Origin of the sequence: Sphingomonas nostoxanthinifaciens (genome assembly GCF_019930585.1) — a bacterium.
GTDB classification, from domain to species: Bacteria; Pseudomonadota; Alphaproteobacteria; order Sphingomonadales; family Sphingomonadaceae; genus Sphingomonas_I; species Sphingomonas_I nostoxanthinifaciens.
The window spans coordinates 3,132,741-3,157,891 of the sequence record NZ_CP082839.1; the positions used below are offsets into that span (position 1 = coordinate 3,132,741).

At 67.2% G+C, this 25,151-nt stretch carries 23 protein-coding genes; 12 read left to right on the forward strand and 11 right to left on the reverse strand.

Annotated elements, in window-relative coordinates:
• The first annotated feature begins 73 nt into the window (after window positions 1-73).
• The 4 genes from K8P63_RS14705 (at window position 74) to K8P63_RS14720 (ending at window position 5,610) form a co-directional block, all read left to right on the forward strand.
• Window positions 74-550 (forward strand): Fur family transcriptional regulator, encoded by a 477-nt coding sequence (locus K8P63_RS14705; protein ID WP_223796768.1) that lies wholly within the window; start codon window positions 74-76, stop codon window positions 548-550.
• Window positions 551-693: 143 nt separating this feature from the next.
• On the forward strand, window positions 694-2,616 hold the full coding sequence (gene dxs / locus K8P63_RS14710; RefSeq protein WP_223796769.1) for a 1-deoxy-D-xylulose-5-phosphate synthase: 1,923 nt from the start codon (window positions 694-696) through the stop codon (window positions 2,614-2,616).
• The gene (locus tag K8P63_RS14715; RefSeq protein WP_223796770.1) at window positions 2,613-3,047 is read left to right on the forward strand and encodes a DUF2141 domain-containing protein; all 435 of its coding nucleotides are present in this window, start codon (window positions 2,613-2,615) and stop codon (window positions 3,045-3,047) included. The genes dxs and K8P63_RS14715 overlap by 4 nt, the downstream gene beginning before the upstream one ends.
• A gap of 4 nt (window positions 3,048-3,051) precedes the next feature.
• Window positions 3,052-5,610: an MMPL family transporter gene (locus K8P63_RS14720; protein ID WP_223796771.1), complete on the forward strand. Its 2,559-nt coding sequence runs from the start codon at window positions 3,052-3,054 to the stop codon at window positions 5,608-5,610.
• 103 nt (window positions 5,611-5,713) lie between these two features.
• On the opposite strand, the gene K8P63_RS14725 is transcribed toward K8P63_RS14720, so the two are convergent.
• Window positions 5,714-6,286, reverse strand: coding sequence for an ABC transporter substrate-binding protein (locus tag K8P63_RS14725; protein WP_223796772.1), 573 nt, complete (start codon window positions 6,284-6,286; stop codon window positions 5,714-5,716).
• 167 nt (window positions 6,287-6,453) lie between these two features.
• Between K8P63_RS14725 and ispH the strand changes: the two genes are divergently transcribed.
• The 3 genes from ispH to K8P63_RS14740 all read left to right on the forward strand — a co-directional run bounded on the left by ispH (window position 6,454) and on the right by K8P63_RS14740 (window position 9,153).
• Window positions 6,454-7,437, forward strand: a complete 984-nt coding sequence (gene ispH / locus K8P63_RS14730; RefSeq protein WP_223796773.1) for a 4-hydroxy-3-methylbut-2-enyl diphosphate reductase — start codon at window positions 6,454-6,456, stop codon at window positions 7,435-7,437.
• 12 nt (window positions 7,438-7,449) lie between these two features.
• Window positions 7,450-8,586: an adenosyl-hopene transferase HpnH gene (hpnH, locus tag K8P63_RS14735; RefSeq protein ID WP_223796774.1), complete on the forward strand. Its 1,137-nt coding sequence runs from the start codon at window positions 7,450-7,452 to the stop codon at window positions 8,584-8,586.
• 252 nt (window positions 8,587-8,838) lie between these two features.
• On the forward strand, window positions 8,839-9,153 hold the full coding sequence (locus tag K8P63_RS14740; protein WP_223796775.1) for a UrcA family protein: 315 nt from the start codon (window positions 8,839-8,841) through the stop codon (window positions 9,151-9,153).
• Between the two features lie 384 nt (window positions 9,154-9,537).
• Here the strand turns inward: K8P63_RS14740 and K8P63_RS14745 are convergent, their stop codons facing one another.
• On the reverse strand, window positions 9,538-10,548 hold the full coding sequence (locus K8P63_RS14745; RefSeq protein ID WP_223796776.1) for a polyprenyl synthetase family protein: 1,011 nt from the start codon (window positions 10,546-10,548) through the stop codon (window positions 9,538-9,540).
• Between the two features lie 100 nt (window positions 10,549-10,648).
• Between K8P63_RS14745 and K8P63_RS14750 the strand changes: the two genes are divergently transcribed.
• Window positions 10,649-10,936: a chorismate mutase gene (locus K8P63_RS14750; protein ID WP_223796777.1), complete on the forward strand. Its 288-nt coding sequence runs from the start codon at window positions 10,649-10,651 to the stop codon at window positions 10,934-10,936.
• A gap of 17 nt (window positions 10,937-10,953) precedes the next feature.
• Here the strand turns inward: K8P63_RS14750 and K8P63_RS14755 are convergent, their stop codons facing one another.
• The gene (locus K8P63_RS14755; RefSeq protein WP_223796778.1) at window positions 10,954-11,355 is read right to left on the reverse strand and encodes a JAB domain-containing protein; all 402 of its coding nucleotides are present in this window, start codon (window positions 11,353-11,355) and stop codon (window positions 10,954-10,956) included.
• Window positions 11,356-11,498: 143 nt separating this feature from the next.
• On the opposite strand from K8P63_RS14755, the gene thyA reads away from it, so the two are divergent.
• From thyA to K8P63_RS14770, 3 genes are all read left to right on the forward strand, one after another.
• Window positions 11,499-12,434 carry a thymidylate synthase gene (thyA, locus tag K8P63_RS14760; protein WP_223796779.1) on the forward strand — a complete coding sequence of 312 codons (936 nt, stop codon included), beginning with the start codon at window positions 11,499-11,501 and terminating at the stop codon, window positions 12,432-12,434.
• Window positions 12,435-12,463: 29 nt separating this feature from the next.
• The gene (locus K8P63_RS14765; protein WP_223796780.1) at window positions 12,464-12,946 is read left to right on the forward strand and encodes a hypothetical protein; all 483 of its coding nucleotides are present in this window, start codon (window positions 12,464-12,466) and stop codon (window positions 12,944-12,946) included.
• Between the two features lie 214 nt (window positions 12,947-13,160).
• The gene (locus K8P63_RS14770) at window positions 13,161-13,310 is read left to right on the forward strand and encodes a hypothetical protein (RefSeq protein ID WP_223796781.1); all 150 of its coding nucleotides are present in this window, start codon (window positions 13,161-13,163) and stop codon (window positions 13,308-13,310) included.
• Window positions 13,311-13,334: 24 nt separating this feature from the next.
• Here K8P63_RS14770 and K8P63_RS14775 read toward each other — a convergent pair whose 3' ends face one another.
• The 5 genes from K8P63_RS14775 to gyrA form a co-directional block, all read right to left on the reverse strand.
• Window positions 13,335-15,059: a hypothetical protein gene (locus K8P63_RS14775; protein WP_223796782.1), complete on the reverse strand. Its 1,725-nt coding sequence runs from the start codon at window positions 15,057-15,059 to the stop codon at window positions 13,335-13,337.
• A gap of 518 nt (window positions 15,060-15,577) precedes the next feature.
• Window positions 15,578-15,838, reverse strand: a complete 261-nt coding sequence (locus K8P63_RS14780) for a hypothetical protein (protein ID WP_223796783.1) — start codon at window positions 15,836-15,838, stop codon at window positions 15,578-15,580.
• A gap of 155 nt (window positions 15,839-15,993) precedes the next feature.
• The gene (locus tag K8P63_RS14785) at window positions 15,994-16,341 is read right to left on the reverse strand and encodes a DUF952 domain-containing protein (RefSeq protein ID WP_223796784.1); all 348 of its coding nucleotides are present in this window, start codon (window positions 16,339-16,341) and stop codon (window positions 15,994-15,996) included.
• 2 nt (window positions 16,342-16,343) lie between these two features.
• Window positions 16,344-17,108 carry a VOC family protein gene (locus tag K8P63_RS14790; RefSeq protein WP_223796785.1) on the reverse strand — a complete coding sequence of 255 codons (765 nt, stop codon included), beginning with the start codon at window positions 17,106-17,108 and terminating at the stop codon, window positions 16,344-16,346.
• 293 nt (window positions 17,109-17,401) lie between these two features.
• A complete protein-coding gene (gyrA, locus tag K8P63_RS14795) occupies window positions 17,402-20,191 on the reverse strand; it encodes a DNA gyrase subunit A (protein ID WP_223796786.1) in 2,790 nt (929 codons plus the stop codon).
• 139 nt (window positions 20,192-20,330) lie between these two features.
• On the opposite strand from gyrA, the gene K8P63_RS14800 reads away from it, so the two are divergent.
• Window positions 20,331-20,801 (forward strand): DUF2721 domain-containing protein, encoded by a 471-nt coding sequence (locus tag K8P63_RS14800; RefSeq protein ID WP_223796787.1) that lies wholly within the window; start codon window positions 20,331-20,333, stop codon window positions 20,799-20,801.
• Between the two features lie 425 nt (window positions 20,802-21,226).
• Here K8P63_RS14800 and K8P63_RS14805 read toward each other — a convergent pair whose 3' ends face one another.
• The 3 genes from K8P63_RS14805 to K8P63_RS14815 form a co-directional block, all read right to left on the reverse strand.
• Window positions 21,227-22,111, reverse strand: a complete 885-nt coding sequence (locus K8P63_RS14805; RefSeq protein WP_223796788.1) for a hypothetical protein — start codon at window positions 22,109-22,111, stop codon at window positions 21,227-21,229.
• A gap of 560 nt (window positions 22,112-22,671) precedes the next feature.
• A complete protein-coding gene (locus K8P63_RS14810) occupies window positions 22,672-22,932 on the reverse strand; it encodes a hypothetical protein (protein ID WP_223796783.1) in 261 nt (86 codons plus the stop codon).
• 120 nt (window positions 22,933-23,052) lie between these two features.
• A complete protein-coding gene (locus tag K8P63_RS14815; protein WP_223796789.1) occupies window positions 23,053-25,098 on the reverse strand; it encodes a S9 family peptidase in 2,046 nt (681 codons plus the stop codon).
• Window positions 25,099-25,151: the final 53 nt, after the last annotated feature.

Sequence of the window (25,151 nt, forward strand, 5' to 3'; positions counted from 1 at the left end):
CGGCGGTCGCGCCGGTTCAATGCCGACAGGGCTGCGGCTTGTCGTCCGGCCGCCCGGCCATTAAATCCCGGGCATGAGCCACATGCACCAGATGCACCAGGGCGAGGCGCTGGAGGCGGCGGCCCGCACCACTTTGGAGCGCGCCGGCGAGCAATGGACCCCTATGCGGGCGCAGGTGTTCGGCGCGTTGTCGTCGTTCGATCGCCCCGCCTCGGCCTATGACATTGCGGAGTCGCTGTCGCGCGCCGAGGGCCGCCGCGTCGCGGCCAACAGCATCTATCGCATCCTCGATCTGTTCGTGGCGTCGAACCTGGCGCAGCGGGTCGAGAGCGCCAACGCCTATGTCGTCAACGCGCATCCGGCCTGCCGCCACGATTGCATCTTCCTCGTCTGCGACGAATGCGGGCAGACCACCCACGTCGACGACGACACGCTGACCGAGCGGGTGCGCGCCAGCGCGCGCGCGGCGGGTTTTCAGCCGATCCGGCCGGTGATCGAGGTGCGCGGGCGGTGCGCCGCCTGCGTCGCGCGACCGTCAACCACGCAATAAGCCGTTCAAGTTCGGCCGGATACGTCAAAACTGCTGCCTATTGGCAACAGGTGGCACCACGACCTATGACCGTCCGTTCACCACGGCTTCCCGTCGTAAAGGCATGCGCCTAGATGGAACGCACTGGAGTTTTGTAACCAATCATGTCCGAACGTCCCTCTACCCCGCTGCTCGATACCGTGCCGACGCCGCAGGCGCTGCGCAAGGTGAAGCCGGAGCAGCTCCGCCAGGTGGCGGACGAGCTGCGCGCCGAGATGATCTCAGCGGTCTCGGTCACTGGCGGCCATCTCGGCGCCGGGCTCGGCGTGGTCGAGCTGACGGTGGCGCTGCATTATGTGTTCAACACGCCCGAGGACGTGTTGATCTGGGACGTCGGCCACCAGGCCTATCCCCACAAGATTCTCACCGGCCGCCGCGACCGCATCCGCACGCTGCGCCAGGGCAAGGGCCTGTCGGGCTTTACCCGGCGCGGCGAGAGCGAGTTCGACCCGTTCGGCGCGGCGCATTCGTCCACGTCGATCTCGGCGGCGCTCGGCTTCGCGATGGCGAACAAGCTGGCGGGCAAGCCCGGCAAGGCGATCGCGGTGATCGGCGACGGCGCGATGTCGGCCGGCATGGCCTATGAGGCGATGAACAATGCCGAGGCGGCGGGTGAGCGCCTGATCGTCATCCTCAACGACAACGACATGTCGATCGCGCCGCCGGTGGGCGGCCTGTCGGCCTATCTGGCGTGGCTGGTCTCGTCCAAGCCGTTCCTCAGCCTGCGCGAAGTGGTGAAGCGGCTCGCCCGCCACCTGCCGCGCCCGCTGCACGAGGCGGCCAAGCGTGGCGAGGAATATGCGCGCGGCATGGCAATGGGCGGCACGTTGTTCGAGCAGCTCGGTTTCTATTATGTCGGCCCGATCGACGGCCACAATCTCGATCACCTGATCCCGGTGCTGGAGAATGTGCGCGACGCGGCCGAGGGGCCGTGCCTGATCCACGTCGTCACCAAGAAGGGCAAGGGCTACGCACCCGCCGAATCCGCCGCCGACAAATATCATGGCGTCCAGAAGTTCGACGTGATCTCGGGCGTGCAGGCCAAGGCGCCGCCGGGGCCGCCCGCCTATCAGAACGTGTTCGCGCAGCAGCTCGTCAAGGAGGCTGAGGCCGACGATCGCGTCGTCGCGATCACCGCGGCGATGCCGTCGGGCACCGGCCTCGACAAGTTCCAGAAGGCGTTCCCCGACCGCACTTTCGACGTCGGCATCGCCGAGCAACACGCGGTCACCTTTGCCGCCGGCCTCGCCGCGCAGGGGATGAAGCCGTTCTGCGCGATCTACTCGACCTTCCTGCAGCGCGCCTACGATCAGGTGGTGCACGACGTCGCCATCCAGAATCTGCCGGTGCGCTTCGCGATGGATCGCGCCGGGCTGGTCGGCGCGGACGGCGCGACTCACGCCGGATCGTTCGACATCGCCTATCTCGCCACCCTGCCCAACATGGTGGTGATGGCGGCGGCGGACGAGGCCGAGCTGACCCACATGGTCCACACCATGACCGCCTATGACGACGGCCCGAGCGCGGTGCGCTATCCGCGCGGCAACGGCACCGGCATCGGCATTCCCGAAACGCCGCAGCTGCTGGAGATCGGCAAGGGACGGATGGTGCGCGAGGGCAAGGCCGTCGCGATCCTGTCGCTCGGTACGCGGCTGGAGGAGGCGCTCAAGGCCGCCGACCAGCTCGATGCGATGGGCCTGTCGACCTCGGTCGCCGACCTGCGCTTCGCCAAACCGCTGGACGAGGCGCTGATCCGCCGCCTGCTGACGACGCACGACGTCGCGATCACGGTCGAGGAAGGCGCCGTCGGCGGCTTCGGCGCGCATGTGCTGACGCTCGCCTCGGACGAGGGGCTGATCGACGCGGGCCTCAAGCTGCGCACGCTGCGCCTGCCCGATCGCTTCCAGGATCATGACAAGCCCGAGCTGCAATATGCGGAGGCCGGTCTCGATGCGGAGTCGATGGTGGCGACGGTGCGCGCGGCGCTCCAGCGCAATTCCCCGGTTGGGCTGGGCATCGCCGGGTGATCCTGTCCGCATTGCCGGCAGTGATGGCGCTGCTGGCCACGTCGAGCGTCGCCGCTGCGCCGTCGACCGGCTCGATCACCGTCACCGTCGCGGGCGTCCGCTCCGCCGACGGGCTGATCCATGTCGACGTCTGCCCGCAGGCGAATTTCCTCCACGCCTGCCCGTGGTCGGCGACGGCGCCGGCACAGCGCGGCAGCGTCTCGGTCACGTTGCACGGCATTCCGGCCGGCCGCTATGCGGTGCAGGCGTTCCAGGATGCCAACGCCAATGGCGATCTCGATCGCGGCATGTTCGGCATCCCGAAGGAAGGCATCGGTTTCTCCAACGATGCCATGAACAAGCTCAAGAAACCGACCTTCGCCGTGGCGGCGTTCGATCACGGCACCGAGACGCAGACCATTCCGGTGCTGCTGCGCTACTTCCTCGATTGAACGCATGATCGCGCGCCTCGTCGCCCTCGCCTGTGCATGGCCGTGGCGGGTGCTGGGGCTGGCATTGGCGCTGACCTTGGGCGCGGCATGGTTCGCCGTCGGCCACATCGCGATGACGACCGACGCGACGACGTTGATCTCGCCCAAGGTCGCGTGGCGGCAGGCGGAAGAGCGGATGGACCGCGCCTTCCCCGCCAATGGCGATACGTTGCTGGTGGTGATCGACGGGGCCACGCCCGAGCGCGCCGAGGAGGCAGCGGCGGCGCTGACATCGAAGCTCGCGGCCGATCACGCCCACTTCCGCAACGTCTCGCGCCCCGATGGCGGCGATTATCTCGCGCGTGAGGGCCTGCTGCTCGGCTCGACCGAGAGCGTCACCGACACCACCCAGCGCTCGATCGACGCGCAGCCGTTCCTCGGCCCGCTCGCCGCCGATCCGTCGCTGCGCGGCATCGCCAACGCGCTCGGCACGATCCTGCAGGGGGTCGCGCGCGGCGATGCCTCGCTCACCATGATCGACACGCCGCTGGCGGGCCTGAGCAAGGCGCTCGCCGATCGACGCGCGGGGCGGCCGGCGGCATTTTCATGGACCGAATTGTTTGGTGGCGACGCGCCCAAACGACGGCTGATCCTGACGACGCCGGTGCTGGACTATGGCTCGCTGATGCCGGGCGAAGGCGCGAGTGCTGCGGCGCGCGCGGCGGCGGCTGCGCTCCGCCTTGATGCCACGCATGGCGTGACCGTCCGCATCACCGGATCGGTGCCGCTGTCGGACGAGGAATTTGCCAGCCTGTCCGATCACGCCTGGGAAATCGGCGTGGCAATGCTCGTGGCGATGCTGGTGACGCTCCGCCTCGCGACGCGATCGTGGCGGATCGTCGCGGCGATCCTGATGACCACCATCGCCGGGCTGGTCGTGACGAGCGCGCTGGGGCTGGCGGTGGTCGGCCGCTTCAACCTGATCTCGGTTGCGTTCATCCCCTTGTTCGTCGGGCTCGGGGTCGATTTCGGTATCCAGCTCAGCGTGCGCTTCCAGCATGAGCGGCTCGGCGCCGACGCCGCCATGGCGATGCGCGCCGCGGCGGCGGCGCTCGGGCCGTCCTTGCTGCTGGCGGCGGGCGCGGTGTGCCTCGGCTTCCTCGCCTTCCTGCCCACCGCTTATGTCGGCGTGGCTGAGCTCGGGCTGATCGCGGCGATGGGCATGGCGGTGGCGCTGGCGATGAGCCTCACTTTGCTACCCGCGCTGCTGATGCTGCTCGATCCCGGCCGGCCGCGCGCCGAGATCGGCTCGGCGGCGATGGCCCCGCTCGACGCGCTGCTGCATCGCCGCCGCCGCGCGGTGCTGGCGCTGTTCGGCCTGTCGATGCTGCTCAGCATCGCGGTGCTGCCGCTCGTCCGCTTCGATTTCAATCCGCTCCACCTGCGCAATCCCGACGGCGAGGCGATGGCGACGCTGGCGGACCTGATGCGCGATCCCGATCGCAACCCGAACGTCGTCGACATCCTCGTGCCGAATGCCGCGGCGGCGCACACGCTGCAGGCGCGGCTGGAGAAATTGCCCGAAGTGGGCGGCGTCATCACCGCCGAGACGTTCGTGCCGAAGGATCAGCCGGCCAAGCTCGCCGTGATCGACAATGCGCGCCTGCTGCTCGATCTGACGCTGAACCCGATCGCGCCCGTGCCACCGCCGACCGATGCGGACACGATCGCCGCGCTGCGCACCACCGCGGCGCAGCTTCGCGCCGCCCCCGGCAAGGGTGCGCCGCTTGCCCATGCGCGCGCGCTGGCGGCGGAGTTCGATACGCTTGCGGCCGCCTCGCCGGGCGCGCGTTTGCAGGCGCAGGATCTGCTGGTGCGCCCGCTCGCCACCACGCTCGATCAGCTGCGCGCGATCCTCACCGCCGGGCCGGTCAGCCTCGCCACCCTGCCCGCCGAGATACGCGACCGCTGGATCGCGCCCGACGGATCGATGCGGGTCGAGGCGATGCCGCGCGCGGGCGCCAACGACAATCGCGCGCTCGCCCAATTCACCCGCGCCGTGCTGAAGGACGCGCCCGACGCGACCGGCACCGCGGTATCGATGCAGGGCGCGGCCTCGACGATCGCGCAAGCCTTCGTCGTCGCCGGCATCCTCGCCTTCGTCGTCGTAAGCCTGCTGCTGCTGGCGGTGCTGCGCAACGTGAAGGAGGTCGCGTTCACGCTCGCGCCGGTGATCCTGTCGATCTTCCTGACGCTCGGCAGCTGCGTGCTGATCGGCCAGCCGATCAACTTCGCCAACATCATCGCCTTCCCGCTACTGTTCGGGGTCGGCGTCGCCTTCCACATCTATTTCGTGATGGCGTGGCGCGGCGGCGCGACCGACCTGCTCCAGTCGAGTCTCGCCCGCGCGATCTTCTTCTCTGCGCTCGCCACCGGCAGCGCGTTCGGCAGCCTGTGGCTGTCGCGCCATCCGGGCACGGCCAGCATGGGCAAGATCCTGATGATCTCGCTCGTCTGGACGCTCGTCTGCGCCCTGCTGTTCGAGCCGGCTCTGCTCGGCCCGCCCCAGCGCAAGCAAAGCTGAGGCGCCACGAAACCGTGCTCCTGCGAAAGCAGGAGCCCAGGGTCGCCGGCGCCACGCCCTCCGCTCTGGACTCCTGCTTTCGCAGGAGCACACCAAGCTCAGATCATTTTGCCGCCGCGTCGACCTGCTGGAGGCGCTTGGCGAGGCCGGCCGCGCCGCCGCTGGCGACGGTGCTGGCGAGATCGGAGCGCTGCACCGCCAGCTGGCTGACGCCGCCCGACACCACGTCAACGATCTTCCACGTCCCTTCGGCCTGATGGAGCTGGTAGAGCAGCACAGTGCCGTTGATCGTCGCCTTGACGATGCGGTTGGGGCCGCGCGTCGCCACCGTCGGATCAACGGCAAACTTCTCGCCGTCATAGCTCTTGAAGTTGCGCGCGAGGCTGACCGCCGAGTGGCGCGTCAGCGCCGCGATCGCCGCATTGCGATCTGCCGCCGATGCGCTCGACCAGCCGGGGCCGATCACCAGAGCGGCGATGCCCGGCATGTCGTAATAGCTGCGCACGACGCTTTCGAAGCGATCGGCGCGTGCGCCCGCGGCAAGCTTCTGCTTCATGATCGCGATCACCGCATCATCATAGGCGCCGATCCGCTGGGCGGCCTCGTCGGCGGCATGAGCGGGTGACGCGATTGCAACAGCGGCGGCGAAAATGGGCAAAAGGCTTGGATGCTGCATAGACCTTCCTAACTTGGTTCAGCGCCGGTTGTACGCCGGCGTCCGAATGGGGGCTGAACACCTGCCGTACCAAGGGGTTGCCCCCGCGGTGTAAGGCTGCCGTCAGGCAGGCGTAATAGCTGTCACAATGGCGTAATGCGACTTTCGCAATCGCGAAGAGGAAGTTAATGCACGGAACGATCGTCGCGGCGGGAGAAAATCCGGTGAAACTCATCCTCGCTCAGCCGCGTGGCTTTTGCGCCGGCGTCGTCCGTGCCATCGACACGGTGGACCGCGCGCTCGATCGCGTCGGCGCGCCGGTCTATGTGCGCCACGAGATCGTCCACAACCGCCACGTGGTCGACACGCTGAAGGCCAAGGGCGCCATCTTCGTCGAGGAGCTGGACGAGGTGCCGACCGGCGCCGTCACCGTCTTCTCCGCGCACGGCGTCAGCCGCGAGGTGCAGAAGAATGCCGAGGCGCGCGGCCTGCCCGTGCTCGACGCAACCTGCCCGCTCGTCAGCAAGGTTCACGCGCAGGGCCGGCGCTACGTCGCCAGCGGTCGTGCCTTGGTGATGATCGGCCATGCCGGCCATCCCGAGGTGGAGGGCACGCTCGGCCAGATCGACGGGCCGATCCATCTGGTCGCGACGGTCGAGGATGTCGCCGCGCTCGACATGCCGGACGATGCGCAGGTCGCCTACATAACCCAGACGACGCTGTCGGTCGACGACACGCGCGACATCATCGAAGCGCTGAAGACGCGCTTCACCGATCTGGTCGGCCCCGGCACCGCCGACATCTGCTACGCGACGCAGAACCGCCAGAATGCGGTGCGCGATCTGTGTGCGGCGGCGGACCTGCTGCTCGTCGTCGGCTCCGCCAACAGCTCCAATTCGAACCGCCTGCGCGAGATCGGCGTGGAGATGGGCAAGCCGTCCTATCTGGTCGCCGACGGCTCGGCGATCGACCCGATCTGGCTCGAGGGAGTCGAGACGGTCGGCCTCACCGCCGGCGCCTCTGCCCCCGAGGAATTGGTGCAGAGCGTCATCGCCGCCATCGCCGCGCTTCGCCCGATCACGGTCGAGACGCTCGATGGCATTGAAGAGAAGCTACAATTCCGCCTGCCACCGGCGCTGAACCGGCTGGCCCCGCGAACCGAAGCGGCCTAGGAGCGCTCCCTTATGGGTATTCCAATGAGTCAGGTGGCGCGGATCGGCGCCTATATCGTCGGCAAGCATGTGAAAGGCGTCGAGCGTTATCCGCTCGTGCTGATGCTGGAGCCGTTGTTCCGCTGCAATCTCGCCTGCAAGGGCTGCGGCAAGATCGATTATCCCGATTCGATCCTCAACCAGCGCCTGTCCTACGAACAGTGCATGCAGGCGATCGACGAGTGCGGCGCGCCGGTGGTGTCGATCGCGGGCGGCGAGCCCCTGCTCCACCGCGACATGCCGAAGATCGTGCAGGGCTATCTGGATCGCAAGAAGTTCGTGATCCTGTGCACCAACGCGCTGCTGCTGAAGAAGAAGATCGATCAGTACAAGCCGAACCCCGGCTTCACCTGGTCGATCCACCTCGACGGCGATCTGGGCATGCACGACAAGGCGGTCAGCCAGGACGGCGTGTACGAGGTCGCGGTCGAGGCGATCAAGCTCGCCAAGTCCAAGGGCTTCCGCGTCTCGATCAACACCACTTTGTTCAACGACGCCGATCCGGAGCGGGCGGCGAAGTTCTTCGACGACGTGACCGCGCTGGGCCTCGACGGCATCACCGTGTCGCCGGGCTACAGCTACGAGCGCGCGCCCGATCAGGACAGCTTCCTCAACCGCACCCGCACCAAGGAGCTGTTCCGCGGCATCCTCGCGCGCGGCAATGGCGGCAAGAAGTGGCCGTTCAGCCAGTCGACCCAGTTCCTCAACTTCCTGGCGGGCAACGAGGCCTATGCCTGCACGCCGTGGGGCAACCCGACGCGCACCGTCTTCGGCTGGCAGAAGCCCTGCTACCTGCTCGGCGAAGGCTATGTCGATACCTATCAGGAGCTGATGGAATCGACCGCGTGGGACGATTACGGCGTCGGCAATTACGAGAAGTGCCAGGACTGCATGGTCCATTCGGGCTTCGAGGCGACCGCGGTGATGGATACCGTGCGCCACCCGATCAAGGCGGCGCTGGTCGCGCTGCGCGGCGTCGACACGCAGAAGCCGATGGTCGAGGATATCAGCCTCGCCAATCAGCGGCGCGCGAAGGATGTATTCAACCTGAATGTCGAACATCAGCTTTCGCACATGAAGAAGGCCGGAAATCGCGTCGAGGTTCATTGATCCTCGACGCAAGGATTTCCTCCGAGTCGATCAAGTCGACTCGGGATCGATTGCTTCGACTCGGCGGCCTCTCATCATCGATCTTTTTCGATGTTGGTTTTTGGGCTTGAGTTTCAACCACTTCGCTGCGGCGTCATTATTGCGCCGCGCGACCGTCTTGGAACGGTAAGGCGTCGGGCCTAGCGGGTGGCTGCCGGCGACCCGGGCGCGATCGACGCCCGGGCGCGACAGGCAAGCAGGAGCCCTGATGCCATGTTCAAGATCGCCTTTGCCGGCGCGGCGTTCGCCGCAGCCGCCTTTGCCATGCCCGCTTTCGCCCAGGATCGCATGCCCGTGACGGCGCGCGTGCGGGTGGCCGACATCGACCTGTCCTCGCCCACGTCGCGCGCGCTGCTGATCGCGCGCGTCCACCGCGTGGCGGCGATTGCGTGCCGCGCCGAAACCCCCGCGCTGCGCGAAGCCACCGACCGCGACCGCTGCCTCCGCGAGATGGAAGCAAGCAGCCGCATCCAGCTGCCCGCGCTCGGCCGCCCGCCCGTCCAGCAGATCGCGCTGGCCACGCGCTGACGCGAACCCGACGTCACGCCGAACGATACGGATGACACTGTGATTCTCGTTCCCCGGCGAAGGCCGGGGCCCAGGGCTGCGAACGTTGTCGCCTGAAATCCTGGGCCCCGGCCTTCGCCGGGGAACATCTTTTCACTGAAATGCCGCCTCTCGTCGGCGCCGCTGGCAAGGCCGTGAACTCATAACCCGCTTGGTAACGAACGGCCGGACATGGGCGGGCGCTGCACTCACACTTCCGTCATCCCGGACTTGATCCGGGATCCAGCTTCTTCCTCCTTTGTGGGTTAAAAAAAAGCGGGACCCCGGATCAGGTCCGGGGTGACGGTAGATTATGGGCGCGGATTTGTGGGGGCGAAGCCGACCCGCAGCCCCGAAGCCTACCGCCTAGTAAGCGCGCGCCACCGCAAACTCGACCGCCTCGACCAACGCCGCCTTGGCCTTGCTCGCGGGCATCGGGCCGAGCGCGTCGATCGCGCGCTGGCCGTAATGGCGCGCGCGCGTCAGCGTATCGGCGATCGCGCCGGAGGCCACCAGCAATTCGTTGGCGTAGGCCAGATCGGCATCGCTCGTCCGCCGCCCCTCGATCGCATCGCGCCAGAAACGCCGCCCGGTCTCGTCGGCGCGGGCATGGGCGAGGATCACCGGCAAGGTGACCTTGCCGTCGCGGAAATCGTCGCCGGCATCCTTGCCCATCGTCGCCCCGTCCGACGCATAGTCGATCGCGTCGTCGACCAATTGGAAGGCGATGCCGAGATTGCGGCCATAGGCATCGAGCGCCTCCTCGCATGCCTCGTCGCGCTCGGCGACGACTGCGGCGATGCGGCAGGCGGCGGCGAACAGGGCCGCGGTCTTGGCGCCGATGATGTCGAGATAGCGCGCCTCGCTCGTCTCGATCCGGCGTTGCGCGGTGAGCTGGTTGACCTCGCCCTCGGCGATCACCGCGCTGGCGTTCGACAGGATCTTGAGGACGCGCAGGCTGCCATCCTCGACCATCAGCTCGAACGAGCGGCTGAACAGGAAATCGCCGACCAGCACGCTCGCGGGATTGCCCCAGATGATGTTGGCGGTGCGCCGGCCGCGGCGCAGGCCCGAACCGTCGACGACGTCGTCGTGCAGCAGGGTGGCGGTGTGGATGAACTCGACGCAGGCCGCCAGCTTGTGGTGGCGCGTGCCCTGGTAATCGAGCAGCCGCGCGCAGGCGAGCGTCAGCATCGGCCGCATCCGCTTGCCGCCGCCGGCGATCAGGTGGCCGGCCAGTTCGGGGATCAGCGGCACGTCGGACTGCATCCGCGCCAGGATGACGCTGTTGACCTGGTTCAGGTCAGCCGCGACCAGCGCCATGATCGGGTCGAGCGACGGCGCGGTCGTGCGGCGGAGGGGCGTTACCGTAGCCATCCCGCGCCTTTGTCGCGCGCGCGCCACAAAGGCAAGCGCGCGCGGCTTGCGTTGGGGCCACCCAGCCCGCAAAGCGCGGCGAAACGATAGAGGCACGACGATGGCTGACGCGCAGCTCGACGAATATCGGCAAAGCATCGACAATATCGACGCGGCGCTGATCTTCATGCTCGCCGAGCGGTTCAAGGTGACGCAGGCGGTCGGCCGCTACAAGGCGACGCACGCTCTGCCGCCGGCCGATCCGTCGCGCGAGGCGGCGCAGATCGCCCGGCTGCGCCAGCTCGCGCAATCGGCCAAGCTCGACCCGGATTTTTCCGAGAAATTCCTGCGCTTCATCATCGACGAGGTGATCCGCCACCACGAACATGTACGCGACACCGTCGGCTGAGCAGCCCGCAGCCGGCGCTACATCAGCCCCAGCGCGCGGAAGCTGGTGGTGCCCTCGGCGGCGAAGATCAGGTGATCGAGCAGCGAAATGCCGAGCGAGCGAGCGAGGGTCGCCAGCCGCCGGGTAACCGCGATGTCGGCGGCGCTCGGCTCGGTCGATCCGGCGGGGTGATTGTGCGCGATCACGATCGCCCACGCATCGACCTCCAACGCCTGGCGGAACAGCTGGCGCATCGGCACCTCCACCTCCGAACAGGAATGGCCGCCGAAATAGGTCCGCGCCACCATCCGGCGCCGCGCGTCGAGGAACACGACGCCGAAGCGCTCGCTCGCCTGGCCGGCGAAGCCCGGCGCGAGCATGCGGATCGCGGCCGCATCGTTCGCCACGGTCTCGCCCCACACCCCCTGCCGGTCGCCCACGCATCACCTCCGCCCGCATCGTCCCGCGCGCGGCGAGAAGAATCAAAGCGGAACGAATCCGATACTGCCGGACCTTCCATCCGTTTCGGCGCAAACAGCCGATGCTTGGCGTGTCGCGTCGGACGCGGCATAAGCGCGGCCGCATGCCAGCCACCGCCCCGCATTACGAACAGCCCTATCTCGATCTGCTGCGCCAGGTGTGGGAGCATGGCGACGAGCGGCTCGACCGCACCGGCATCGGCACGCGCTCGCTGTTCGGCGCGACGATGCGGTTCGATCTGCGCGACGGCGCGGTGCCGTTGCTCACCACTAAGCGCGTGGCGTGGAAGGTGGCGGCGCGCGAGATGCTGTGGTTCCTCAGCGGATCGACCAACATTCGCCCGCTGGTCGCGGAGAAGGTCCATATCTGGACCGACTGGCCGCTCGACCGCTATCGCCGCGAGACCGGCAAGGCGATCGACCGCGACGCATTCGAGGCGCGCATCCTCGCCGACGATGTCTTCGCCGAGCAGTATGGCGATCTCGGCCCGGTCTATGGCAAGCAGTGGGTCGACTGGCCGCGCTACGAGGCGGCGGACGAGCCCGGTTTGTATCGCCGCGCCGCCGGACACAACCAGATCGCGGCGCTGGTCGAGGGGCTGCGCACCAACCCGGCGTCGCGTCGCCACATCTTCACCGGCTGGAACGTCGACGAGCTCGACCGGATGGCGCTGCCGCCCTGCCACATGACCTACCAGTTCCACGTCAGCGGCAACCGCCTGTCGGGCATGCTGTGGCAAAGGTCGTGCGACCTCGGCCTCGGCTTCGCCTTCAACGTCTTCTCGGCGGCCCTGCTGATCGCGATGCTGGCGCAGCAATGCGATCTGGAGCCGGGCGAGCTGGTGTGGAGCGGCGGCGACGTCCACCTCTACCTCAACCACGCGCATCTGGTGGAGGAGCAACTCGCGCGCACCCCCGCCGGCGCGCCGAAGCTCGCGCTGACGCGCCGCCCGTCGAGCATCTTCGACTATCGCATCGAGGATATCGCCATCAGCGACTATTTCCCGCAGGCCCATATCGCGGCGCCGGTCGCGGTATGAGGATCGTTCGACGGGGCGCCCCCGCGCTCATGCTGGTCGTGGCCGCGTGCGTGCCGCCCGCCAAGCCGCCGCCGAAGCACGTCGCGCCTCCGCCGAAGGCGGCGCCCGCACCCGTGCCGCCGACGCCCGCGCAGACCGATTGGCGCGATATCCCGCTGACGCCCGGCACGTGGCGCTACATGCCGGGCAGCGACGGATCGTCGGCGGGCTATGGCGCGGCCGGTGCCGCCCTGTTCACGATCCGCTGCCGGCCTGCGACACACGAGATCGTGCTTGCGCGCCCGACAGCGACGGCCGGGCCGATGACGGTCCGCACATCCTATGCGGAGCGGACGATCGCGACGCGCGCCGGCACGGGCGGCGTGGCGGAGGCGACGCTGGCCGCGCGCGACCCGTTCCTCGACCAGATCGCGTTCAGCCGCGGCCGCGTCTCGATCGCGTTGGCGGGCACGCCGACCCTGTACCTGCCCGCCTGGGCCGAGCCCGCGCGCGTCATCGAGGATTGCCGCTAAAACACGCGCGGTCCAACACCCGTTTGTGGTGAGGAGAGGCTGAGCCTGTCGCAGGCTCGTCTCGAACCACGCGGCGCATGCCCCTTCGAGACGGCACTTCGGCAGGCTCAGTGCCTCCTCAGGGCGAACGGATCGGACGAATCCACGCAACGTCGAGATCCGGAACCCGCGCCCTGCCCCGCCGGTTTTTCCACCGGCAGGACAGGAGGCGGCGATGATCCGCAAATTGAAATCGGGCGAATACCGGCTCTATTCGCGCAAGGTCGATCCCAAGACGGGCAAACGCCGCAACCTCGGCACCTTCCCTGATCGTGCCGGTGCCGAGAAGCACGAGCGCGACGTCCAATATTTCAAACGCCACTGATCCGATGGCGACCCGCCCGCTTGCTCAGTAGCGCCAGCTCGTCAGGTCGGCGCCCTTGGGCGCGGTTTCCTGGATGCGCTTCATGATGATCGGCAGGTACATCCAGTTATAATGCAGCCGCGAATAGGCGTTGCTCGCCTGATGGTCGCCGTTCCAGCAATGCTCGGCGCGGTCGCCATAATCGACCGATCCGCCATAGGCCGGCTGCAGTTTCTCCAGCGTATCCTGCGCGAAATAGACCGCGTTGGTCAGGAAATAAGTGTCGGCCGAGCCGACATAGATATGCAGCTTGCCCTGCAATTTCGGCGCGAGCGTCTTCCAGTCGCGCTCGACGATGTGGGTCAGGTCGAAATGCTCGCGCCAATAGGCCGCGGTGGCGGGATCGATCACGCCGGTCGCCTTGTCGAAGATCGGCTGGGGATAGCCGTCGGCGCCCATCGGCCCGAACACCGCCTGCCAGATGTCATACTGGCCGCCCGAGCGCGTCTTGTCGCCCATCACCAGCTCCATGATATTCTCGTCGCGCTGGGTGGCGATGTTCTGGCCGAGATAGTCGCGCATCGCGATGCGCTCGTTGCGCACCGCCACGCCCTGCTCGAAGAAGGCGTTCTTGTCCTTGTAGAGGGCGATCGTGGTGTAGGCGCGGAAGTCGATCGGATCGGGGCAGGCGATGAACGCGCCATTGTACATGTCCGGGTAGAAGACCTGCGTCGCCATCGCCTCCCACCCGCCGGTCGAGCCGCCATAGGTGAAGCGCGCCCAGCCTTGGCCGATGCCACGGAAGCGCTTCTCGATCTCGGGGATCAGCTCCTTGTTGATCGCATCGCCATAGGGCCCGAGATTGGCCGAATTGACCGCATAGCTGTCGTCGAAGAACGGATTGGCATGCTCGATCTGCACGACGAGGAAGCGCGGGAAATCCTTCGCGATCCACTTCTGGTAATTGGCGTAGCTCTCCTGCTGCTGGATGCGGTTGTAGCCGGCGAGGTGGAAGCGCTCCGAATAATCGGGCTTCAGGGTCGGGTCGGGCGGGCTCTCGCGCCAGCCATCAATGCCTTCGGGGAAGTGGCCGTGATTGACCATCAGCGGGAAGTGCGCTTGCGGATGCTCGGCAAAGCCCGCCGGCAGCAGCACATAGGCGCCGAGATAGGTCGGCCGGCCCCAATATTTGGTCAGCAGCGCGCTCTGGATGCGGATATGCTTGACGAACGGCGTGTCGGCGGGCGGCGTCACCGCCGGCATCACCGCGTCGAGCGAGAGCGTCAGCGGCGCGGCATTCGGCCCGAGATGCACGCGCACCGGCTTCGAATAGAGGTTGCCCGGCTTGCGCTCCCAATGCTGGCCCTCGCCCATGTCCGGCGCCAGCTTCACCGCCGGGCCGGTAGCGCGATGGAACGTCTCGTAGCGGTTGAGCACCGCCTGCACGCTGTAATCGCCCTCGGGTAGATCGGCCAGCTCGACCGGCCAGCCCTTGGTCTCCGCCCCCATCGTCGTCGGCGTGGCGGGCGCCCAGCCGTCGACCGTCTTGCCGAAGATATAGGCCGAGCGCAAAGGCGCCTCGAGCGCGACCTGCTTGCGCGGCTCGGGCGACGGCTTGGGCGTGACGATCAGGATCAGCCGCCCGTCGAGCGGCCTGGCGCTGACCGCCGCTGGGAACTGCACAGAGACGGTGTTGGCCGGCAATGCCGCCCCGATCTGCCCCGCCAGCATCGATGCCGCCAGCAACGCCGCGCCCAGTTTCCGGATCATGCCGCCCCCCTTCACCCCTGAAAGCGTGAGAATGGACGCATCGTCGCGCTTTAGGCAAGGGGCGTTGCCGCGGCTTTCGGCTTCGCTCGTGCCGAGCGACATCGAAGCACGGGCCGGAAGCGGCGCCCCTTCGACTTCGCTCAGGGTGAACGGGCTCAAATCCTAGCTGGCAAAAGCTGCCGCCACCTCACCGGAAGGATTACCGACAAACATTCCCGTCACCCCGGACCTGTTCCGGGGTCCACCGCGAGGCAAGCGACCCGCGCGGGATCGAGCACCGGATCCTTGGAAACCCCTCCTCGGTCATCCTTCCTCGCCCCGTAGACCCCGGAACAAGTCCGGGGTGACGAAGTGTCATCTGCGGGCCATTCCTTCGTCACCCCGGCCTTGAGCCGGGCTCCCGCTCACCATCGCGTATGAAGAAGAAGCTGGATCCCGGATCAGGTCCGGGATGACGGAAGAGTGGCCGCTTTCGCCCCAATTGCGGACGTTCGGCCGCCCGTCATGCTCGATCGTAGTTAGCTCTGAGAAGACCGCAATCTTGCGATGAACCATGCCGCAGCGACGATCGGAATACCCAACAAAACGGCGTTGACCGCCGCACGTGGAACCAGGTTGGCGGGAGTGGTCGCCAAGCCCAGCAATTTAAAATAACCCCATAGGAACGCCGTCCAGCTTGCCCATAAGGCTGATGTTGAAGGCAGATAGCGGTGGCGCCACCATATCAAGGCGCTGCAGCCGACAACGCCGACTGCGAGAACCGCCGATCCGAAGATCATTAACGATCCACTTAGATCATCCATGCTGTGATGATCTCAATCCACAGAACTATGTCAATGGCCGCTTCCCACCACTTCTAGTCGTTCGCGGACAGACCGAAGCGCTGCCGTTTGCGAGACCACGACTTTGTTCGCCGCCGGCGAACGCGATCCCGTCACCCCGCGACGGGCAGCTTGATCGATCCGTCCTCGTGATGCTCGATCGGGCCGTAGGCGAGCACCGTCTCCAGCGTCATCGGCGCGTAGAGATGCGGGAACAGCTGGCCGCCGCGCGACGGCTCCCACCGCACCGCCTCGCCCAGCGCGTCGAGATCGACCGCGGCCAGCGCGAGGCCGGGCTGGCCGGCGAAATGCTTGTCGAGCGTCTCCGCCACCTGCGCCGCGGTCGACAAATGGACATAGCCGTCCGCCAGGTCGACGGGCGCGCCGGCGAAGCTGCCGTCGCGCTCCAGCGTTTCCAGCTGGTCGGCGGTGAGGATCTTGTAGGCGACGCTGTCGGGCATGCTCACTGGCCGGATGCCACCAGCGAGAAGGGCGCACCCGCCGGATCGAGGAAGTTCGCGATCCACTGGCCACCCGGCACTTCCATCGGTCCGTTCATCAGCTTGGCACCACCCTTGTTCGCGCGTTCGACCGCCGGCCCCAGCGCCGCGACCGAGAAATAGAACATCCAGAACGGGTGCGGCGCGTCGGCATTGGTCATCATCCCGCCAATGTCGCGCGTCGCCTCGGCCGGACGGAACATCTGGTAGGTGCCCGCCGGGCCCATATCCAGCCCCTCGCCTTTCTCCCAGCCCAGCAATTCCTCATAGAAGCCCCACGCCGCATCCGCGTCGCTGCTGTGCAGTTCGTGCCAGCCGCACCGCCCCGGCGTGGTGGGATCGGGCGTCTCGATGCCGTCGTCGGGCGCGATCGGCGCGATGATCGCGAACACCGCCCCTTGCGGATCGGCGAGCACCGCGAAGCGGCCGATACCGGGAATGTCGGCAGGCTCGCGGTGGATCGTCCCGCCGAGCGAGATGGCGATATCGGCGATGGCATCGCAATCGTCGATCGCGACATAGCCGACCCAGCTTTGCGGCGCGCCGTCGGGCATGGCCGACGTCAGCCCGGCATTGCGCACGCCATCCGCCAGGAACAGCCGGTAATCGCCGTCGGGCATGCCCGACGGCTCGATCGTCCAGCCGACCACGTCGGTGTAGAAGGCCTGCGCGGCGTCGAGATCGGACGCCATCAGCTCGTACCAGCAGAAATTGCCGTGCCAGGACATTGTCGCGCTCCCCTCCCGAGTCGTTCGGGCGAGTCTACGCCTGTCGCGTGACGCAGGCACGTGCGGCGGTTATGCCTCCAACATCGTCATCCCCGCGCCGGCGGGGATCCATATGCCGAGCGGTCGCAAAATACGCCGTTCGCCCTGAGGAGAGGCTGAGCGAAGCCGAAGCCTCGTCTCGAAGGGCATGTGCTTCGAGACGGCATTTCGACTGCGCTCAATGCCTCCTCAGCACGAACGGGGGGTGGATCGCCTCAAGATCAGATGGTGAGCCGCCCACCGCGAAGCCCGGTTCAGGCCTCGCCGCCGTCGCTCAGATCCTCGTCGGTGTCGCCGTCGACCTGCGGGTCGATCTCGGGCGAGATCGCGTCGATCTCGCCGCGGACGTCGGCTTCGGCCTCCTCCTCGGCCTCCTCGATCCGCGCGGCGGCGACGACATGCTCGCCGTCGGCCACCTGGAACAGCCGCACGCCGGCCGAGCCGCGCCCGATCACGCGCGTGTCGCCGACCGACATGCGGATCAGTTTCGCCTGATCGGTGACGAGCATCAGTTGCTCGCCCGAATGCGCCGGGAAGCTCGCGACGACCGCGCCGTTGCGCTTGAGATTGTCGATGTTGGTGATGCCCTGCCCGCCGCGGCCGATGCGGCGATATGCGTAGGCGGACGAGCGCTTGCCATAGCCGTTGGCGCAGACGGTGAGGATGAACTCCTCCTTCGCCGCCATCTCGTCGATGTCGGCCTGCGACAGCGTGCCCTCGCGATCGCCTTCCTTCCACGGCGCCTGCCGCAGATAGGCCTCGCGCCGCTCGGTATCCTGATCCCACGGCGTGCCGTGCAGGATCGAGAGCGAGATCACCTCGTCGTCGCCCAGCAGCCGCGCGCCGCGCACGCCCGCCGAGGTGCGGCTCTGGAATTCGCGCACGTCGGTGGCGGAGAAGCGGATCGCCTTGCCGTTGCGCGTGGCAAGCAGGACGTCGTCCTCCTCGGTCAGCAGCGACACGCCGATCAGCCGGTCGGACTGGTCCTCGCTTTCGTCGTCGGTGCCGAAGCGCATCGCGATCTTGCCGGCGGCGCGGATGTTGGTGAAGGCATCCATCGAGTTGCGGCGCACCAGCCCCTTGGCGGTGGCGAACATGATGTGGAGCTTGCCCCACTCATCCTCATTCTCCGGCAGCGGCAGCACGGTCGAGATCGTCTCGCCCGGCGCCAGCGGCAGGAGGTTGTTCATCGAGCGGCCCTTCGCCTGCGGCGCGCCTTCGGGCAGGCGATAGACCTTCAGGCGATAGACCTTGCCCGCGGTGGAGAAGAACAGCACCGGCGTGTGCGTCGAGGTGACGAACAGCTTGGTGATCGCATCCTCGTCCTTGGTCGACATGCCCGAGCGGCCCTTGCCGCCGCGCGCCTGCGTGCGGAACGACTGTAGCGGCGTGCGCTTGATGTAGCCGCCGAGCGTCACGGTCACGACCATGTCCTCGCGCTCGATCAGATCCTCGTCGTCGATATCGTCGCCCGCGGGCGCGATCTCGGTGCGGCGCGGGGTGGCGAAGCCGGCGAGGATCGCGTCGAGCTCCTCCTCCATCACGTCGTACAGGCGGCTGCGGTTGCCGAGGATCTCCAGCAGCTCGCCGATCGAGCCGGCGAGCGTCTTCAGCTCGTCGCCGATCTCGTCGCGGCCGAGCGCGGTCAGGCGATGCAGCCGCAGATCGAGGATCGCGCGCACCTGCGCCTCCGACAGGCGATACACGTCGCCCGTCACCTCTTCCTCGACCGCCTCGACCAGCCGGATGTAGCTGGCGATCTCGGCGATCGGCCATTCGCGCGCCAGCAACGCGCCACGCGCCTCGGCCGGCGAGGCCGAGCGGCGGATGATGCGCACCACCTCGTCGAGGTTGGTCACCGCGACGACGAGGCCCAGCAAGATATGCGCCCGTTCGCGCGCCTTCAGCAGCTCGTATTTCGAGCGGCGGGTGATGACCTCCTCGCGGAACTGGACGAACGCCTCGATGATATCCTTGAGCGACAGGATTTCGGGGCGGCCGCCGCGCAGCGCGAGCATGTTGGCGGGGAAGCTGGTCTGCGCCTGCGTGTGGCGCCACAATTGGTTCAGCACCACCTCGGGCGTCGCGTCGCGCTTCAGGTCGATGACGATGCGCACGCCGAACCGGTTCGATTCGTCGCGAATGTCGCTGACGCCCTCGATCCTTTTGTCCTTGGCGGCGTCGGCGATGCCCTCGACCAGCCCGGCCTTGCCGACCTGATAGGGGATTTCGGTCAGCACGATCGAGCGACGGTCGCCGCGTCCTTCCTCGACCACATGGCGCGAGCGCATGATGATCGAGCCGCGGCCGGCGGTGTAGGCGTTGCGCGCCCCGCCGCGGCCGAGGATCAGCGCGCCGGTCGGGAAGTCCGGCCCCGGCACGATCTCGATCAGTTCCTCGTTGGTGATGAGCTCGCCGCCGCGCACCTGCCGCGCGATATACGCCTTGCAGGCGGCGATGACCTCGCCGAGGTTGTGCGGCGGGATGTTGGTCGCCATGCCGACGGCGATGCCGCCCGCGCCGTTGACCAGCAGATTGGGGAAGCGCGCCGGCAGCACCAGCGGCTCGTCGCGCGAGCCGTCATAGTTCGGGCCGAAATCGACCGTGTCCTTCTCGATATCCTCGAGCAGGGTCATCGCCGATTTGGCCAGCCGCGCCTCGGTGTAGCGCATCGACGCCGGCATATCCGGGTCCATCGATCCGAAATTGCCCTGGCCGTCGATCAGCGGCAGCCGCATCGACCAATCCTGCGCCAGCCGCGCCAGCGCCATGTAGATCGCGGAATCGCCGTGCGGGTGGTAATTGCCCATCACGTCGCCGACGATCTTGGCGCATTTGCGATACGGGCGGCCGGGGACGAACCCGCCCTCCTGGCTGGCGTACAGGATGCGGCGATGCACCGGCTTCAGCCCGTCGCGCACGTCGGGCAATGCGCGCGAAACGATCACGCTCATCGCGTAATCGAGGTAGCTCGACTTCATCTCGTCGACGATGTTGATGGGCGAGATGTCGCTGCCGGGGACGGCAGGCGTTGTCGTGGCCAATGCGGTGTTCCGATGCTGGTTGCGAATGGGCTGGCCGATCGGCCTGCACCGCCCCTATCTAGTCGTTGCGGGCACGAAAAGCCACCCCGCGCGTAGGTGCGTGCGCCTGCGCCCGCGCGTAGTAGAGAGGATCAAGCCGTTGGACCTGACCGGATTGTTCCAGGTGTCCACCCTTCCGGGGCTCGCCAAGGACATCCAGCTCGCGATGGCGCCGGTGTTCCTGCTGACCGGCATCGGCTCGCTGCTCATCACGCTCACCAACCGGCTGGCGCGGATCGTCGATCGCGCGCGCTGGATCGAGGAGAATCTGGCGCCGCGCGGCGAGGCGCGCCGCGCCGATCAGGTGCGCGAGATGCGCCTGCTCGACCGGCGTATGCGCATCGTCAACAATTCGATCATGCTCGTGACGGCGAGCGCGGTGTGCATCTGCACCGTCGTCGCGGCGATGTTCCTGCTGCGGCTGGCGGGGTTCGGCTTCGCGCGGACGCTGTCGATCGTGTTCGCGCTGTCGCTGTGCCTGCTGATCGCCGGGCTGGCCCTGTTCATCCACGAAGTACGGATCGCGGTCCGCGCGATCGCCATCCGCGACGAATTGCTCGAGCGGGATTGAGGCGGGTCGCTATTGATCGTCATCCCCGCGCAGGCGGGGATCCATTGGCCGAGCGGTCGCTCGATGATCGCGGCGGCTGCGTGAATGGATTCCCGCCTTCGCGGGAATGACGGCGATATACGCCCCCCCAAAACAGAAGAAGGGCCGCCAGGGCTCTCGCCCCGACGACCCTCCCTACATGGGTCAGCGGCCGGATTATTCGGCCCGGGAGACCCCGGCGCCCGATCCTCGGATGAGGATCAGTGGCGCATCCCCCGAACGAACTGAACCGACCCCCAAGCTGAACCATGAGACATCGGATCACCTCCTTTCGCTAAGTTGCAAATGCGCCCGGCGGGCCCGGTGAAACCGGATCGCTAGGGCAAGCCCTCATATCGTACTTCGCGCATGAAACGGAAGGGGTTCGCACACCCCTCGCCGCAAAATCACCAGCGATGCGGACCGGGGCGATAATAGCCCCGCCCGTAATAACCCGGCCGTCCATAATAGCGCGGATAATAGTAATTCCGATAGTAATAGACGTGATACGGATAGGGCCGATAAGTCCAGCGACCGCCGTAAAACGCCCACGGCCGATACCAATCGGGCGCGGCATAGATATATTCGGGCCCATCATAGTAGAAGGTCGGCGCATTGCCGCGCGTGACGAAGCCCGGCGGGCAGCCGGGGCTGGTCGCGCGATTGCCATTGTCGGCGATCGCCGCACCCGCGCCGGCACCGGCGACGCCGCCGATGATCGCGCCCGGCGTATGGCCGCCGCGCCCGCCGATGCCCGATCCCACCAGCGCGCCGAGCAGGCCGCCGATCACCGCGCCGGCGGCGGTATCGCCATGGCTCTTGACGCACCAGCGCTGCGCCCAATCCTCGGCATAGGCCTCGTAGCGCTGGTCGGCCACGGTATCGGGCGCATAGCCCTGCTGCGGCTGGTAACCGGGCGGAGGCGGCGGCGGCTGCGAACCGTCATAGCCCGGCGGCGGGGGCGGAGGCGGCGGCGCGGCCTGCTGGTTGCCATAGGCCTGATTGGGCGCACCGTTCGGATAGCCCTGCTGCGGCTGATAACCCTGATTGTACCCCGGCGGCGGGGCCTGATAGCCTTGCTGATACCCCTGCTGGTAGCCTTGCTGATAGGCCGGCGGCTGGCCGTTCGGCTGCTGCTGATAGGGCTGGGCATTCTGATAGGGCTGGCCGTTCTGATAGCCCTGGTCCTGCGGATAGGCATTCGGATCGGCATTCTGCGCGGACGCCGCCGACAGCGCGACCGGCGAGATCGCCACCGACAGGCCCGTCGCCAGCAGGGCCGCCTGTTTCATCATTCCTCGTGTCATCGGCGTTCAGACCCTCAAAAAATCCCTCTCGGGTGACGGTGAAATCGGTCACCGCGCCTTAACGCAGACTGAGCGCATTTCGCCGCCCGCACGGCGCATAGATCGGCCCGCCGACAGCGCGAACAGATCATGAACATTTTGCTTGCAAAGTAGGAATTGGTGGGTCAGATGGCACGACTCCACGCTTGCGATCAGGAGTTCCCGCCATGACCCACGTCGCCGATCCGCACATGCCTCCGCGCAGCCTCGCGCCGGTGCGTCGTCGGGCGGACGCGTCTCGGCGATCCGCAAGCGGGAGGAAGCGCATCCACCCCCGACGTAGCGTTACCTTTGTCACCTTCCGGCGGCGGGCCCATGCCGGGGTCGGGTCACGAAGCCGCGGGCAGCCATAACCCACCGTCACCCCGGACCTGATCCGGGCTCCACTTTCGTTCACCGATAAGGCAAGAAGAAGCTGGATCCCGGATCAAGTCCGGGATGACAGCGAGGAAGGCGGTTTTCGCCCCAATTGCGGACGTTCGGCCGCCCGTCATGCTCGATCGTAGTTAGCTCTGAGAAGACCGCAATCTTGCGATGAACCATGCCGCAGCGACGATCGGAATACCCAACAAAACGGCGTTGACCGCCGCACGTGGAACCAGGTTGGCGGGAGTGGTCGCCAAGCCCAGCAATTTAAAATAACCCCATAGGAACGCCGTCCAGCTTGCCCATAAGGCTGATGTTGAAGGCAGATAGCGGTGGCGCCACCATATCAAGGCGCTGCAGCCGACAACGCCGACTGCGAGAACCGCCGATCCGAAGATCATTAACGATCCACTTAGATCATCCATGCTGTGATGATCTCAATCCACAGAACTATGTCAATGGCCGCTTCCCACCACTAACGGACGTTCCTAGGCCTGCCGGAGCGCTGCCCCGCGCACACCCTACCGCGCGTTGCCGGTCCAGCGATCCATCCAGCCGAACACCTCGGCATACCATTGCAGGCTGTTCTTCGGCTTCAGCACCCAGTGATTCTCGTCGGGAAAGACGATCAGCCGCGACGGGATTTCGCGCCGCTGGAGCGCGGTGAAGGCGGCGATGCCCTGCGTGTAGGGGATGCGGAAATCCTTCTCGCTGGTGATGACGAGCTGCGGCGTCTTCCAGTCGGCGACCTTGTTGACCGGGTTCCATCGCTCGAACTCGGCCGGCGCATCATAATAAGGATGGCCGCCATGCTCCCATTCGTCGAACCACAATTCCTCGGTTTCGTAGGCCATGGCGCGGGCGTCGAACACGCCGTCATGCTGAACGATGCACTTGAAACGGTCGGGCCAATTGCCCTCGATCCAGTTCATCATATAGCCGCCATAGGATCCGCCCGCCGCGCAGGCATTCGCGCCGTCGAGGAAGTCGAATTTCTCGGTCGCGGCCTTCAGCCCGGCCTTGAGATCAGTGAGCGGCCGCCCGCCCCATTCACGGTTGATCGCGTCGGTGAAGGCCTGGCCGTAGCCGGTCGATCCGTGGAAATCGACCGAGACCACCGCATAGCCATGCCCCGCCCATGCCGACGGATTCCAGCGATACGACCAGCTGTCGTTGAAGCTGCCCTGCGGCCCGCCATGGACGAGGAAGGCGATCGGCGCCTTGGCGCCGGCGGGCAGGCTCGCCGGGCGGACGGCGAAGCCCCATACCGTATCGCCCTGCGCGCCCTTGAACGAGAAGCGGCTGACCTGCCCCCATTCGACCCCGGCGAGCCGCGCGGCATTCTGCGATGTCAGGCGCGTCGCGGCGGCCGAACCGTCCCACCGCCAGATGTCGGCCGGCGCGGTCAGGCTGTCGAGCGTGTAGACGAAGCCGCCCTTGGGCAAAGCCGCCACATTGGCGGCATGGCCCGCGCCGGTGATGCGGTGGACCTTGCCGTCGGCGACGTCGACGCGGAATACCGGCACGTCGAGCGTGTCCTCGGCGGTGACGAACAAAGCGCGCGAATCGGGCGCCCACGCGATCGATTCGACCGAGCGATCCCAGCTTCCGGTGAGCATCCGCACCGCGCCGGTCGCGATCTCGCGCAGCATCAATATCTGACGATCGGCCTCGTAGCCCGGCCGTTGCATCGCCACCCACGCGAGCCAGCGGCCGTCGGGCGACACGGTCGGCAAAGTGTCGGTCGCCTTGTTGTCGGGCGTGAGGTTGATCGGCGGGGTCGTGCCGTCGGCGGGCGCGGCGAAGATGTCGAGGTTGGTCGAGGTCGATTCGATCCGCCCCGCCTCGCGCAGCGCGAAATAGACCATGCGGCCGTCACGGCTCCACGCAATCTGCTCGCCGCCCGCGCCGGGCTGCTGCGGCGTGTCGCCGACCAGCCCGCCCTCGATCGCGCGGCCCGCGCCCGTCGCGCGGCCGTTCGCCAGCGGGATCACGAACAATTGCGAGCGCTGGCCGTCGGCCCACTTGTCCCAGTGGCGCACGAACAATTGGTCGAAGGTGCGCGCGCTGCCCTGCTCGGGCGACGGCTTGGCGGGCATGTCGTCGAGCGACCTGGCGCCGACCGGCCGATCGGCCCAGACCAGGATCGCGCCGCCCGTCGGCGAGACCTTGAAGCCCGACAGATCGTAATCGCCCGTCACCTGCGCTGCCGCGCCGCCGCCCATCGCCACGCGCCACACCGCCGACTTGCCGCCGCGGCGGTCGGAGAGGAAGTAGAGCATGCCGTCGGGGCCGAAAGCGGGATCGCTCTCGTTCGCCTCGGCCAGCGATGCGAACTTTTCGGGCTTGGCGCCGCTCGCGCGCAGATCGAGCCGCCACAGATCCTGGCGACCCTTGTTGGCGGCGAGATCGGTCTCGCGCTGGTCCCACACCATCCAGCGCCCGTCAGGCGAAACGGCGGGCGCACCGACGCGCGACAGCGACACCATGTCCTGCGGTGTGAACGGGCGGGCAAGGGCGGGGAAACAGCAGGTCGCACCGAGCGCGGCGATCAGAAGGCTCTTCATGCCGGAGGAGTAGCAAGCTGGCCCGCCGTGGCAAGCCAGCCGCTCTCCTCTAC